General features: G+C 44.1%; 11 protein-coding genes. 3 read left to right on the forward strand and 8 right to left on the reverse strand.

The window, feature by feature from the left end; genetic code table 11:
• The first annotated feature begins 40 nt into the window (after positions 1-40).
• Both K6V21_RS25740 and K6V21_RS25745 read left to right on the forward strand, forming a co-directional pair.
• Positions 41-2,110, forward strand: coding sequence for an RNA degradosome polyphosphate kinase (locus tag K6V21_RS25740; protein ID WP_224320353.1), 2,070 nt, complete (start codon positions 41-43; stop codon positions 2,108-2,110).
• Between the two features lie 84 nt (positions 2,111-2,194).
• Positions 2,195-4,438, forward strand: coding sequence for an inorganic phosphate transporter (locus K6V21_RS25745; protein ID WP_224320354.1), 2,244 nt, complete (start codon positions 2,195-2,197; stop codon positions 4,436-4,438).
• 168 nt (positions 4,439-4,606) lie between these two features.
• Here the strand turns inward: K6V21_RS25745 and K6V21_RS25750 are convergent, their stop codons facing one another.
• The 7 genes from K6V21_RS25750 to K6V21_RS25780 all read right to left on the reverse strand — a co-directional run bounded on the left by K6V21_RS25750 (position 4,607) and on the right by K6V21_RS25780 (position 11,983).
• Complete coding sequence (locus K6V21_RS25750; protein WP_007214977.1) at positions 4,607-5,299, reverse strand: zinc metallopeptidase; 693 nt, start codon at positions 5,297-5,299, stop codon at positions 4,607-4,609.
• Positions 5,300-5,434: 135 nt separating this feature from the next.
• Positions 5,435-6,742, reverse strand: a complete 1,308-nt coding sequence (locus tag K6V21_RS25755) for an alpha-L-fucosidase (protein ID WP_408912920.1) — start codon at positions 6,740-6,742, stop codon at positions 5,435-5,437.
• An 82-nt stretch (positions 6,743-6,824) separates the two neighbouring features.
• A complete protein-coding gene (locus tag K6V21_RS25760; protein WP_224320356.1) occupies positions 6,825-8,096 on the reverse strand; it encodes an adenylosuccinate synthase in 1,272 nt (423 codons plus the stop codon).
• On the reverse strand, positions 8,093-8,581 hold the full coding sequence (locus K6V21_RS25765; protein ID WP_007214981.1) for a Fur family transcriptional regulator: 489 nt from the start codon (positions 8,579-8,581) through the stop codon (positions 8,093-8,095). The genes K6V21_RS25760 and K6V21_RS25765 overlap by 4 nt, the downstream gene beginning before the upstream one ends.
• A 111-nt stretch (positions 8,582-8,692) precedes the next feature.
• Entirely contained in the window at positions 8,693-9,352 is a 660-nt protein-coding gene (locus K6V21_RS25770) for a DNA alkylation repair protein (protein WP_224320357.1), read from the reverse strand.
• 17 nt (positions 9,353-9,369) lie between these two features.
• Positions 9,370-11,415, reverse strand: coding sequence for a dipeptidyl-peptidase 3 family protein (locus K6V21_RS25775; RefSeq protein ID WP_007217265.1), 2,046 nt, complete (start codon positions 11,413-11,415; stop codon positions 9,370-9,372).
• Between the two features lie 103 nt (positions 11,416-11,518).
• Positions 11,519-11,983 (reverse strand): helix-turn-helix domain-containing protein, encoded by a 465-nt coding sequence (locus K6V21_RS25780; protein WP_007214984.1) that lies wholly within the window; start codon positions 11,981-11,983, stop codon positions 11,519-11,521.
• Between the two features lie 278 nt (positions 11,984-12,261).
• On the opposite strand from K6V21_RS25780, the gene recQ reads away from it, so the two are divergent.
• Positions 12,262-14,070: a DNA helicase RecQ gene (gene recQ, locus K6V21_RS25785; protein ID WP_224320358.1), complete on the forward strand. Its 1,809-nt coding sequence runs from the start codon at positions 12,262-12,264 to the stop codon at positions 14,068-14,070.
• Positions 14,071-14,221: 151 nt separating this feature from the next.
• Here the strand turns inward: recQ and K6V21_RS25790 are convergent, their stop codons facing one another.
• Complete coding sequence (locus K6V21_RS25790) at positions 14,222-15,046, reverse strand: tetratricopeptide repeat protein (protein ID WP_224320359.1); 825 nt, start codon at positions 15,044-15,046, stop codon at positions 14,222-14,224.
• Positions 15,047-15,120 lie beyond the last annotated feature (74 nt).

The raw sequence follows: 15,120 nt of genomic DNA on the forward strand, positions 1-15,120 counted from the left end.
CTGTGCAAAGGTAACTATATTTGGGCAAATCTTGATGAGTATGGAAAACCAATATCAATATTTTAAACGGGACATTAGTTGGCTGTCATTCAATTACCGCGTTCTGTTGGAAGCGGAAGATGACACCTTGCCTCTGTATGAACGCATTAACTTTATATCCATTTATTCTTCCAACCTGGAAGAGTTCTACAAGATACGTGTTGCCGACCATAAAGCAATAGCTACCGGTGCCGCACAAAGTGACGAGGAAACCGTACAGTCTACCATCGAACTGGTGGATGCGATAAACCTTGAAGTAAACCGCCAAATGGAGGACCGTATCCGTATCTACGAGCAAAAGATACTTCCTGCCCTGAAGAAAAATCATATCATTTTCTATCAGAGCCGAAATGTGGAACCCTTCCATCACGACTTCGTGCGACGTTTCTTCCGGGAAGAAATTTTCCCGTTCCTGCAACCTGTGCCGGTGTCCAAGGACAAGGTCATTTCGTTTCTGCGCGATAACCGTCTGTATCTTGCCGTCCGTCTTCAACAGAAAGGATTGCCGCCCGGTGCTCCGGGACGTACGCAATATTTCGTAATGAAACAGCCGTACAGCAAAGTACCACGTTTCATAGAGTTACCCAAAGTAGGAAACAACTATTATCTGATGTTCATAGAGGATATCATCAAGGCTAATCTGGATGTTATCTTTCCGGGCTATGATGTAGAAAGCAGTTATTGCATCAAGATTTCGCGCGATGCGGATATACTGATAGACGATGCCGCCAACACTTCCGAAATCATCGAACAGGTAAAGACTAAAGTAAAGAAACGCAAGATAGGAGATGTGTGCCGCTTTGTGTATGACCGTGCCATGCCGCAGGATTTTCTTGATTTCCTGGTGGACGCTTTCCATATCGACCGCCGCGAGTTAGTTCCGGGAGACAAGCATCTCAACCTGGAAGACTTGCGCCATTTGCCTAATCCCAACCCCAATATACACCCTATACGGAAGCCGCAACCGATGAAACTGACCTGCCTTGATGAACGGGAATCCATATTCCGCTATGTGGAGAAAAAGGATTTGCTGTTACATTATCCTTACCATTCATTCGAACATTTCATCCACTTCCTGTACGAAGCCGTACACGAACCTACCGTGCGTGAAATCATGGTAACACAATACCGGGTTGCCGAGAACTCCGCTGTAATCAATACTCTGATAGCCGCCGCACAGAATGGCAAAAAGGTTACTGTTTTTGTGGAACTGAAAGCCCGCTTCGACGAAGAAAACAACCTTGCCACTGCTGAAATGATGAAAGCTTCGGGCATTAATATCATATATAGTATTCCTAAATTAAAGGTACATGCCAAGGTCGCCCTCGTCCTTCGGCGCAACGCGGAAGGGAAAAAACTAACCAGTTATGCCTATATCAGCACCGGTAACTTCAATGAAAAGACGGCTACGCTCTACGCAGACAGTGGTCTATTTACTTGTAACCGGATCATCGTGAACGATCTGTACAACTTGTTCCGTACCCTTCAAGGTAAAGAGAATCTGAAGTTCCATCGCTTACTGGTAGCACGTTTTAACCTGATACCGGAACTGAACCGTCTGATTGATCATGAAATGGAACTGGCGAAAAAAGGAAAAGTCGGTCGCATCATACTAAAGATGAATGCACTGCAAGATCCTACTATGATAAACCGTCTGTATGAAGCCTCGCAAGCCGGTGTGGAAATAGACCTGATTGTCCGTGGCATCTGCTGCCTGATACCGGGGCAAACATACAGTCGTAACATTCGTGTCACACGTATTGTGGATACATTTCTGGAACACGCGCGTATATGGTATTTCGGTAATGGAGGAAATCCGAAACTATTCCTCGGCTCACCGGACTGGATGCGGCGTAATCTGTACCGTCGCATCGAGGCCATCACCCCCATACTGGATCCGGATGCAAAGCAGGAATTGATAGATATGCTTTCTATCCAGCTCTCAGATAAGCGTAAAGCCTGTTTTGTAGATGAGAATCTGCGTAACTGTTGGAAATCAGCTCATCCGCAAAAGGAAAAAGTACGTTCACAATATACTTTTTATGAATACCTGAAGGAGAAAACCGAATAGTTTTGTAACATCTATGTAATATGTATGACATTTCTCTGCAACACGATTTACGTTCCTTTGCAGCCAGAAATAAAATACATTATTATGGAAACTATTTATCTATGCATTGTCATCTTCCTGTTCGTCCTTGCGGTGTTCGACCTCATTGTGGGCGTCAGTAATGATGCAGTCAATTTTCTTCAATCGTCAGTCGGGGCAAAAGCTGCTTCTTTCAAAACCGTACTGTTTATAGCCGGTATAGGCGTATTCATCGGTGCAGCGTTGTCCAACGGAATGATGGACATCGCCCGGCACGGTATCTATCAACCACAGCATTTCTACTTTGCCGAAATCATGTGCATCCTGCTTGCCGTGATGCTGACGGACGTTGTGCTGCTGGACGTTTTCAACACAATGGGTATGCCGACTTCCACTACCGTATCCATGGTATTCGAGTTACTCGGAGGTACATTCGCATTGGCACTGATCAAGGTGCAAGGCAGTGATACGCTGGGACTAGGTGATCTCATAAACACAGACAAAGCGTTGTCCGTCATTATGGCAATCTTCGTTTCTGTCGCTATCGCCTTCTTCTTCGGTATGCTGGTACAATGGCTGGCACGCGTGGTGTTCACTTTCAACTACAAGAAGAAGATGAAATACAGCATCGGGATCTTCGGAGGTATTGCCGTTACGTCCATCATCTATTTCATGCTGATAAAAGGTTTGAAGGACAGCTCATTCATGACTCCCGACAACAAACAATGGATACAGGACAACACGGTTATGCTGATCGGTTTCTGTTTCATATTTTTCACGATACTCATGCAAGTACTGCACTGGCTCAAAATCAATGTATTCAAAGTAGTGGTTTTGCTGGGTACTTTCGCTCTGGCTCTCGCCTTTGCTGGCAATGACCTCGTAAACTTCATAGGCGTACCTTTAGCCGGATATTCTTCTTTCATCGACTTTACCACTAATGGAGCAGGCAGTTCGCCGGACGGTTTCCTGATGTCCTCACTTCTCGGTCCCGCCAAAACACCCTGGTATTTTCTCTTCGGAGCAGGTGTCATCATGGTATACGCTCTCTGCACTTCTAAAAAAGCACATAATGTAATCAAGACTTCCGTCGACCTTGCCCGCCAGGATGAAGGAGAAGAGAACTTCGGAAGCACGCCGATTGCCCGCACACTGGTACGTTTAAGTATGACAATGTCCAATAATATTTCTAAAGTGATGCCCGAAGGTATGAAGCGTTGGCTCGACACCCGCTTCCGCAAAGACGAGGCCATCCTTGCCGATGGCGCTGCATTCGATCTGGTTCGCGCTTCAGTAAACTTGGTATTGGCAGGTCTGCTCATTGCATTGGGTACTTCATTAAAATTACCTCTTTCCACCACTTATGTGACTTTCATGGTTGCCATGGGTACTTCCCTCGCCGACCGTGCCTGGGGACGTGACTCTGCCGTATTCCGTATCACAGGTGTACTTAGTGTGATTGGTGGCTGGTTTATTACAGCCGGTGCCGCATTTACCATCTGTTTCTTCGTTGCCATGATAATCCACTTCGGTGGTACATTTGCCATCATCGCGCTGATTGGCTTGGCAATATTCTCACTCATTCGTAGCCAGGTGATGTACAAGAAACGCAAAGCTAAAGAAAAAGGGAATGAAACCATCAAACAACTGATGCAGAGTAGCAACAATGCAGAAATTCTGGAACTGCTGCGTAAACATACCCGTGAAGAGTTAGTGAAGGTACTGGCATTTACCGAAGAAAACTTAGAACGTACCGTAACGGCGTTCCTGCACGAAAACCTTCGCGGATTACGTCGTTCCATGGGTTCAGTAAAATTTGAAAAACAACTCATTAAGCAGATGAAACGTACCGGGACCCTCGCCATGTGTCGTCTGGACAACAATACGGTATTGGAAAAAGGTCTTTACTACTATCAAGGTAATGATTTCGCCAGCGAACTGGTATACAGCATCGGACGTCTCTGTGAACCTTGTCTTGAACATATTGACAATAACTTCAAGCCATTGGATACCATTCAGAAAGGTGAGTTCTCTGACGTTACGGAAGATATAATCTACTTATTACAAGTTTGTCGTCACAAGATGGAAAATAACGATTATGAAAGCTTTGAGAATGAACTCCGGAAAGCGAATGATCTGAACGGACAGTTATCGCACCTGAAGCGTGAAGAGTTACAGCGCATTCAAAGTCAGGCCGGTAGCATCAAGGTCAGCATGGTTTATCTGACAATGATACAGGAAGCCCAGAACGTTGTTACTTATACAATCAACCTGATGAAAGTCAGTCGCAAGTTCCAACTGATGGAATAAAAAACAGATGGTTTGTCCGCAGTGAACAGACCATCTGTTAAACGCAAAGAGACCATCTATTCTGAGTGAATAGATGGTCTCTTTTGTATTAGTTTTATTTCCCCAACTGGAGAAATATATTTTCCTAACTGAGAAAAACAATTTTCCCAATCAGGGAAAAATCAGCAGTTAGTCTCTGCGTCCCATAAATATCATAATGTAGTAAATCAGCGTTGCCAATGAACCCAATGCAGCCACCACATAGGTATAAGCAGCGGAGCGAAGTGCATCTTCAGCCTGCTTATGATTGTAAGAGTTCGTAATGCCCGAACGGCTCAACCATACCAATGCACGCTTACTTGCGTCTATTTCCACCGGCAAAGTGACGAAACTGAACAGTGTGGTCATAGCAAACAGGATAATACCTGCCAGCAATAACTGCGGGAACGTGTTCAACAGCAAGATACCACCCAGCAACAACCAGGTCATCCATTGTGAAGCAAACGATACCACCGGCACCAACTTGCTACGCATAGTCAGCGGAGCATAAGCCCGTGCATGCTGCACTGCGTGCCCACACTCATGAGCGGCAACGGCAGCAGCCATGATACTGTTACTTTCATATACACCTTCACTCAGGTTTACTGTCTTATTGGCAGGGTTATAGTGGTCTGTCAGTTGTCCCGGCGTATGTGTCACCTGAACATCATAAATTCCATTGTCATGTAGCATCTGGAGGGCAACATCACGACCCGTCATTCCATTACCGGTAGGGATCTTGGAGTACTTCTTGAACTTGTTCTGCAAGTTCATTTGCACCAGCCAGCTGACTACAGCTATACCAATAAAGATAATCCATTGTATTCCTATCATTCCTTCCATAATCTTTTTCTGTTTTTAGTAATTAAAAATGTGTCGTTTGTTATATATAATACAAATTGTTTGCCAAAAATAAAGGGAAACCGTGAGCTTTACTACAGTTTCCCTTATATTTTAGGAAGAATTAGCGAAAACCGACTATTGCCCAACAAGTTGTAACTCTATCACGTAATCCGTATCTGCGGGAACTTCCGGTAATTGCAATACCACTCCCTGTCCGGTACGGGCAATTCGTACCGGGGATTGATCTTTAAACAGAAAGCCCTTCTTCACCATTTTTCCATCCAATGGAAGATAAAGCGCATTATCCTTCAAGTTCAGGATGTGAACAAAAAGTCGGTTTCCCTTTTGTGTTGTCACTCCCCAATCATGTGGAGGAATAATACCTCCACGAGTGCCATAAATCGTTTCGCCATACACTTTCATCCACTCTCCCACTTCTTTCAGCCTCTGAACTGCAACTTCCGGCAGACATCCGTCCGGCTGAGGGCCGATATTCATCAGTAGATTCGCATCCTTTCCGGCAGCCTTCACCAGATAATGTATTAATGTTTTCGTTGACTTATAATCTTGATCGGTAATCTTATATCCCCACATCCCGTTCATGGTTTCACAAGTTTCCAGAGGCAGGTGACTGACATCCTGCCCAGATAGTCCGGCACTGTTTTCCCCCGGCAGATCACGCTCGAAGATTTGTATATCTTCCCCTGGAAAAGGTACCTGATGATGGTTGTTCCCTACCAGACAAGCAGGTTGCAGGCGATGTATTAGCGCATATTGTTCCGGTAGCTGCCAATCAAAATCCGGATTAGCATCCTGGTCCCACCAGCCATCGAACCAGATAGCACCTATCGGACCGTAGTTCGTCAACAACTCCGTCAACTGGTTATTCATAAAAGTATAATAGCTTTTCCAATCTCCCTTCGGATTAGGTCTTCCGGTTCCACGCCCTGTACGCCCCCAAGGTGCATCTTCACGATACCAGTCGATATGGGAGTAATAGAAATGAAGCCGAATACCTTGTTTATGACATTCGTCTGCCAATTCTTTTACTACATCGCGCTTGAAAGGGGTTGCATCTACAATATTATAATCAGAATACTTGGTATGAAACATAGAGAACCCTTCATGGTGACGACTCGTAAAGCAGATATATTTGGCTCCCGATGCCTTAATGGCACTTACCCATTCAGCCGCACTAAACTTGGAAGGATAGAAACCTCCGGCAAGTTTGGCATATTCTTTATAGTTCAAATCTTTATTGGTCATCGTCCACTCACCGGTAGCCAACATACAGTATAGTCCCCAGTGCAGAAATATTCCAAACTTGTTGTCTTGAAACTCCTGACGGGCTTTCAGATTCTCGGCAGACGGTTGATAAGTCCGCGCTTTTGCAGGCAAAAAGGATGCTGCAAACAAAAGGGATAAAAGAAGGTGTGTTTTCATCATAAGTATGCGGATGGGTTAATAAAAAATGAGATTACATCAGCATGTATACTGATGTAATCTCATTATAATATAATTAGGCTTACTCTTCTGTATAACGTTCAATCGTCTGTCCACGATCAGGACCTACGGAAACAATCTTGATGGGCACACCAAGTTGTTCTTCCAGAAACGTCAGGTAAGCATTGAATTCTTCTGGGAATTCATCTTCGCTCTGCATTCTCGTCATGTCAGTTTCCCAACCGGGCAACTCAACATAAACCGGCTCAAGACCTTCGCTGATGTCATACGGGAAATAATCGATTTCTTCACCGTTTACTTTATAAGCTACACAGGCTTTGATTGTTTCGAATGAATCGAGTACATCGCTCTTCATCATGATCAATTTGGTAACACCGTCTACCATAATGGCATACTTCAACGCCACCAAGTCAATCCAACCGCAACGACGTTTACGACCTGTTACTGAACCGAACTCATGTCCCAGTGTACAAATCTGGTCACCTGTCTTATCAAACAGTTCCGTCGGGAACGGACCTGCACCTACACGTGTACAGTATGCTTTGAAGATACCATAGACTTCACCAATCTTATTAGGAGCCAAACCCAAACCGGTACATGCACCTGCACAAATAGTATTGGAAGAAGTAACGAACGGATATGAACCAAAGTCGATATCCAACATCGTCCCCTGAGCACCTTCACAAAGTACTGACTTATTATCGTTCAGCAGGTTATTGATTTCATGCTCGCTGTCTACCAACGGGAATTGCTTCAGGTACTCAATACCTTCCATCCAGGCCTTTTCAATTTCTGTCAGGTCATATTCATAGTTCAAACCTTTTAGAATTTGCTCATGACGAGCTTTGGCTTCAGCATATTTCTGTTCGAAGTTATGCAGGATATCACCTACACGCACACCGTTACGACTAATCTTATCGGTATAAGTAGGGCCGATACCTTTACCCGTTGTGCCTACTTTAGCATCACCTTTCGCAGCTTCGTAAGCGGCGTCCAATATGCGGTGGGTCGGCAAGATGAGATGCGCTTTCTTAGAGATATGCAAGCGCGCTTTCAGGTTATGACCGGATGCTTCCAATGCTTCAGCCTCTGCCTTGAAGAGAGCCGGATCAAGCACTACGCCATTACCAATGATATTCACCTTGTCACCTTGGAAAATTCCCGAGGGAATAGAACGGAGCACATACTTCTGCCCTTCGAACTCGAGTGTATGTCCGGCATTCGGTCCGCCTTGGAAGCGAGCCACGACATCGTATCTCGGAGTTAATACGTCAACGACTTTGCCTTTGCCTTCGTCGCCCCATTGTAATCCTAATAGAACATCTACTTTCATTTTTCTTTCTTATGGTTATTATTTTTCTTCTTACGTTTGTTAGCGCGGTCGCACTTACTGCACAATCCATACAGGTAAAGCGAATAATGCGACAGACTGAACCGACTCAATTTAGTATTCCCAATCGCCTGCTGTAACTCTTCGTTCTGAAATTCAGTCACCTTGCCACACTGCGTGCAGATTTGATGGTGATGCGTATCACGGTTATAGCTCTTTTCGTATTGGGAGGAGTTTCCGAACTGATGTTTGATTACCAGTCGTGCATTGATGAGAAGGATAATAGTATTGTAAAGAGTCGCGCGGCTCACACGGAAATTCTCCTGGTCAGCCATCAGCGAATAAAGCGTATCGATGTCAAAATGACCATCAATGGAATAGATAGTATCGAGTATGGCATAGCGTTCGGGAGTCTTGCGATGCCCGTTCGCGTTGAGATATTCAGTGAATATCTGCTTTACCGTATCTTTCACATTCTGACTTTCCATTTTGGCGGCGCAGTTTTTTACAGCCAACAAAGTTAAGCCTTTTTTGCGGAAAGCAAATGAGAAAGGGGAAAAAAAACAAAAAAAGAGTGATAGAGTAATCACCCTATCACTTTATTCTATTTCTTCTCTTACAAGATTATATAGCAACTGTTCGGCTTCCGATTCGGAATGTTCCATCTCTTCCACCCGACGGCACACTTGGAAAGCATGTTCTTCACTATGCTGCATGAAGCGGCGAATGGCCGCCATAGCTGCATTGCGCACGTGGTAGGAACCGGAAATGAAAGCGCAAACTGCCTGGTCGAGAAATTCATTCGCAGTACGTTCATTCATATCCCCCTTCTTCATCAGCAAGCGGGCAATGGTGAGGAAACCGCACGTCTGTACATACTCCCGCTCATCGGCAATCCATTGAAAAGACTTCGCAGGAGCATAAGGAAGATACTGGAACAGATTCATAGAAGTAAGTTCCGCTATTTCAATATTCTGAATATTTTCCACCCAGATATCAGCAATCTCCGGAAAGAAGCTGTCTACCGGCTGCAACAACCCTGCCAGAATCTTACATTCACGGATATCCTCTTTCCACAAAGCTTGCGCCAATGAGTGATCTTTTTCATACCCTTCGGCAATTGCCTTGATACGGGGAAGTTCTACACCGAAATTCAATTTATAGACCAGCCCCTTTTCACGCATACTTTGAGACACAGCCCCGTTCATAGAGAGGCGGAGCTGTGTCTTTATTTCTTTCAGTTGTTCATGTAGATCCACAAAACAATGATTTATAGTTAATTATTAATAGAAGGCAGATTAGAATAATCCTTACTGTAACGCAACATTTGTTCCGCATAACCTTCGTCATAAGTCACCTTTACGTCGGTTATCTTACCGGCTGCATCTACCACTGCTTCATATTTCGGATTTACAAATCCCTTGTACGGAGCCAGATTCAGTTTCTTATAACGTTCCAGAACTTCGGCATGCAAAGCCGGATCTACCTTCACTGCATAGCTTTCTACCAAATCATGCGCACTTTGATAGTCGCCTGTTGATTTGATACGTTGGATCTCGGACAGTAATTCACCGAAGAGTTCACGCAGTTTTTCGTAATCGTTCACCACCACATAAGTCTTACCATCTTTCTTCACCAGTTCTACTACTTTATCCGCCGCACCTTTCTCAAACACCCAGCGGGCAATGAGCTGACGATTACGCATGTGGGCTTCTTCCACATTATTACCCGGTTCAATGCGAACCAGCTGTGTCATCAGGCCGTTCATCAGATAAGTATAATATTCTGCTTTGTAAGCATCTTCATTGGGTGTCAGTCCCAATTCTACCAACTTAGGATCAGCTACATAATACAGACCGAATAAGTCCGCACGTGCTTCCTCGATCGTAGAGCCATAGGCTTTCAAAGCATCCGGATCAACTCCCGGAAGCAACTTTCCGGAACCATGTCCCAAACATTCATGTAAGTCCGTATGGAGTTCGCCTGTCAGATCGGCATATTTATCTATCAACTGCAATTCGGCATCGCTATATACAAACTCTTCATTGAATCCGTTGCCATGGGCCGCCTTATTATATGCATCCGTAATATTACCGATAGTCACAGATTTAGAACCATGATGGCTACGTATCCAGTTGGAGTTAGGCAAATTGATACCGATAGCCGTTGCCGGATAAAGGTCGCCGGCCAAAATAGCAGCCGTAATCACTTTGGCGGAAACACCTTTCACTTCATCTTTCTTGAATTGTTTATCTACCGGAGAGTGATCTTCAAACCATTGCGCATTGCCACTGATAATCTCAGTACGATGCGTAGCTTCCATATCCTTAAAGTTCACCAATGATTCCCAGCTTGCCTTCATACCCAACGGATCACCATAGCTTTCAGTAAATCCATTCACAAAGTCCACAAGGGAGTTCAAATCTTTCACCCAAAGGATAGCATATTCATCAAAAGTCTTCAGATCACCGGTCTCATAAAACTTTATCAGTTCGGCAATCACAGCCTTCTGTTCCGGATTTTCAGCTACGCCTTCCGCTTTCTTCAGCCAGTATACAATTTTATCGATAGCCTGTCCATACAGCCCACCTACTTTCCAAATCTTTTCCTGAATCTTGCCGTTCTCTTTCACCAGACGACTGTTCAGACCGTAAGAAACAGGCGTTTCATCTTTCGGATCTTTCATTGCATTATAGAAGTCTTCAGCTTCTTTCTGCGTCACACCGTCATAATAGTTGCAAGCAGAAGTCAGCACTAAGTCCTCTCTTGCTGCCTGGTTCACGCGTTTCGGCATCACAGCCGGATCAAAAATAACCGGAAATAATTCATCGCATAATTGCTCCGCGGTTTGTCCTTCAGCCAGCGGCAATGTAGAAGTATCTACGCTCAGCACAGCCTCTTTGAAAAATTCGGGAGCAAAACCCGGCACGAACTTCTCAGAACCATAATGATGATGAATGCCATTAGAGAACCACACACGTTTAAGGTACACTTCCATCGCCTTAAAATCAGGCGTATTTTTGTCTCCTTTATATCCTGTATAAACAGCTTCCAACGTTCTCCGAATGCGCAGGTTATATTTTCCATTCTGATCGAAGAGAATGTCACGGCCCTGCAAAGCAGCTTCCGTAAGGTAATACACCAGCTCTTTCTGTTGGAGCGACAAGTTCTCGAAACCGGGAACCCGGTAACGTAATATTTGTAAGTCTGCAAATTGTTCCACTGTATAATCAAATTTATCTGCCTCGGCAGTTGTTGTCTTCGAGCCGCTACAAGCTGTCAGCAATGCAAAAGCGGCACATGCTATTAGTTGTTTCTTCATGTGTCGGGAGATATGTGAGTTGGTATTTAGAAAAGACGAAAAGGAAGTATTCCGAAACAGTTGCTCCGGAATATTTCCTTTTTATACATTGTTCTACGCAGAATTATTGTTTTTTATCTGCGTGTTTTTTACGATATCCGTTAGGAGTTTCACCTACATTTTTGTAAAATGCAGCGTAGAAAGACTGACGGTTGGCAAAACCTACCATCGTGCTGATTTCTTCTACATTCTTGTCGGCATATCTCTTATCCGTCAATAAATGTTTTGCATCTTTTACTCTGTACTCATTCAACAGGCATGAATAGTTCATACCAAAACGAGAATTTACTACAGCAGACAGATAGCGAGTGTTGGTTTTCAACTCTTTTGCCAAATCTTTAGCTGAGTAATCGGGATCTTTGTACTTCTTCTGCACAACTACGATATTCAATATCTTGTCATACAACTCATCTGCCAATTCCGGACGAATCAACGAGCGGTAAGCAGCATTCTTCTCTTTTTTCTCTCTCAGGTTATAGGGGCGCTTCTTAGTAGCCGCTTCCTGATTCTTGTTTTCTAAATCACTCATTTGAATTAACTGGTTAGGGTTTGTTAAAAAATGAAAGCCCGAAGGATTTTCCTTTAGACTTTACAAAAGTCTGACATTTTTTTCTAATACGCAACTTTTATCGTACATATTTTTGATCTATAAACAACGAAAAAGGTTGAAAAGTAGTATTTAAGCCGATTTAATAAGAAACTTTAACTTTTGCAAAAGAGGTTATGATATAAAATGAATACGTTTACCAGCTTGTTTTATATACAATAATTAATGTACCTTTGCAGGATAAAACTTTATCAACGAAAATGATACAGACGCTTAAACGATATTTTGGCTACGATAGTTTCCGCCCTTTACAGGAAGAGATTATCCGCACATTACTAGCCGGAAGAGATTCCCTGGTATTGATGCCTACCGGAGGTGGAAAGTCCATTTGTTACCAGCTTCCGGCCCTGTTGTGCGAAGGAACTGCCGTAGTAGTTTCCCCTTTAATTTCCCTGATGAAAGATCAGGTGGAATCACTTTGTGCCAACGGCGTAGCCGCAGGCGCACTGAACAGCAGTAACGATGAGACGGAAAATGCCGCCCTACGCCGTTCTTGCATGGAAGGAAAGCTGAAATTACTCTACATTTCGCCTGAGAAATTAATAGCAGAAGCCAACTATCTTTTAAGAGATATGCACATCTCATTATTTGCCATTGATGAAGCACATTGCATTTCACAATGGGGACATGATTTTCGTCCGGAATATGCACAAATGGGATTCATACACGAGATGTTTCCGAATATTCCGGTCATAGCTCTTACAGCTACGGCAGATAAAATTACACGTGAAGATATTGTACGGCAGTTACACCTCAACCAACCGAAGGTTTTCATCTCTTCTTTCGACCGTCCCAACCTGAGTCTTACCGTAAAACGGGGATACCAACAGAAAGAAAAAAGTAAAGCCATACTGGATTTCATTGGTCGCCATCGCGGTGAAAGCGGCATCATCTATTGCATGAGTCGCAGCAAAACGGAGACAGTGGCACAGATGCTGCAAAAACAAGGGTTTCGCGCAGCCGTTTATCATGCCGGATTATCCTCCGCCCGAAGGGATGAAGCACAGGATGATTTCATCAACGACCGTGTACAAATAGTTTGTGCCACGATTGCTTTCGGTATGGGAATTGATAAAAGTAATGTGCGCTGGGTCATCCATTACAATCTGCCTAAGAGTATAGAGAGTTTTTACCAGGAGATTGGGCGTGCCGGACGAGATGGGTTGCCAAGTGATACTCTCTTATTTTATTCTCTGGCCGACCTCATTCTATTAACCAAGTTTGCGACGGAAAGCGGTCAACAAGATATCAACCTGGAGAAGTTACAACGTATGCAACAATATGCTGAAGCTGATGTTTGCCGGCGTCGCATCCTGTTGAGTTATTTCGGAGAAGCCACTACAGAGGATTGCGGGAACTGTGATGTCTGCAAGAATCCACCCCAACGTTTTGACGGAACTGTGATTGTACAAAAAGCTCTAAGTGCTATCGTCCGTACGGAACAGCAGATCGGCACGAGTATTCTTGTAGATATCTTGCGCGGAAATAATACTCCGGATGTATCAGAGAAAGGCTACCAGCAACTGAAAACTTTCGGTGCCGGACGTGAAGTTCCTGCCCGTGACTGGCAGGACTACTTGTTACAAATGCTACAACTGGGTTATTTTGAAATAGCATACAACGAGAACAACCATCTGAAAATAACAAGCAGCGGTAATGATGTTCTCTTCGGGCGGGCGCAAGCACGGTTGGCAGTAATCCGGCGTGAAGAGTTCGCACCCGCCAAAGGACGAAAGAAAAAATCAACCATTCCGGTCAGAGAGCTACCATTGGGGTTACCGAACACGGAAAGTGAAGAACTTTTCGAAGCCCTGCGTACGTTACGGAAAAGGCTCGCAGATCAAGAAGCACTACCGGCTTATATTGTACTGTCCGACAAGGTATTGCATTTACTCAGCACCGCCCGCCCTATTACAATGGAAGCATTCGGCAATATCAGCGGAATCGGTGAATATAAAAAGAAGAAATACGGGAAGGATTTTGTCGAGTTAATTAAGAAATACGTTTAATAACCCATTAGCGGGATTTCTTATGGCATAAATGATAATTCATTTTTCATCCGCAGATAACACGGATTACACGTTTTTTTATTTATCAAGATCTTTTAAATCTGTGTTATCTGCGGATGAGAAATAATATACTAAAGATGTAAACCACTTATCATTTGCATTGCTGTAGCAATCCCCTGAGATCCGCCTGCGGCACTCCAAGAGACATTGCTTTCTCAAAATCCTGCTTTGCCAAATTTTTCTTCTTCTGGGACAGATAGATCTGTCCGCGCATCAGATAGGCTTCCGTCTGCGAAGGATTCAGTTTTAGAGCTTCTTCCAGATCAATCATTGCCAGATCAACATGCTGCATATCCTGTTCTATCCCCGCACGTGCTACGTATAAGGCTGCATCCTGCGGATCTTCTACCAACATCTTATTCAATATCTCCAAGGCTTTCTGTAAGTTTCCATCTTTTTGCTCCAGAGTGGCGAGTCCTAAACGGGCATTATAATTCTGAGGATCGAGCTTCAGTAATCGTTCATAATCTGCCCGGGCAAACTTGAGATCGCGCTGGGTCACATAAATATAGGCACGCATCAGGAGTGCTTCCCGGTTATCCTTTTCCAGATCCAGCACTAAAGAATAGTCTACACGTGCCTGCTCATTCCGTCCCATTTCAAGATTCAGTGCGGCACGATTCAAGAGAATGGGAACAGCCCGTGGAGCAATGTTCAAGGCATACGTGTAGGATTCTAAAGCCTGATCATAATCCCGTTGCCGACGCTGGATAGTACCGAGATTAGAAAACAATAAGGCATTATGCGGATTAGCAGGTTCCAGTTTCAAAGCCTGACGGATATAATTTTCCGCCTGTGCCAGACTATCTTGTTCGGTACAGACGATGGCACGGTCGCTCAGTTCCTGATAAGTTTGGGAAAACACAGGGGTTACACCTATTATATATATAAGGAAAGAAAGAATAAACTTTTTCATAATGCTATTAAAGATTTTGTTACTTACAGATAAACGGCCGTTTCTCTTAATGGGAACTATTGTTTCTCCTCATG

It is taken from the genome of Bacteroides cellulosilyticus (assembly GCF_020091405.1).
Taxonomy (GTDB): Bacteria; Bacteroidota; Bacteroidia; order Bacteroidales; family Bacteroidaceae; genus Bacteroides.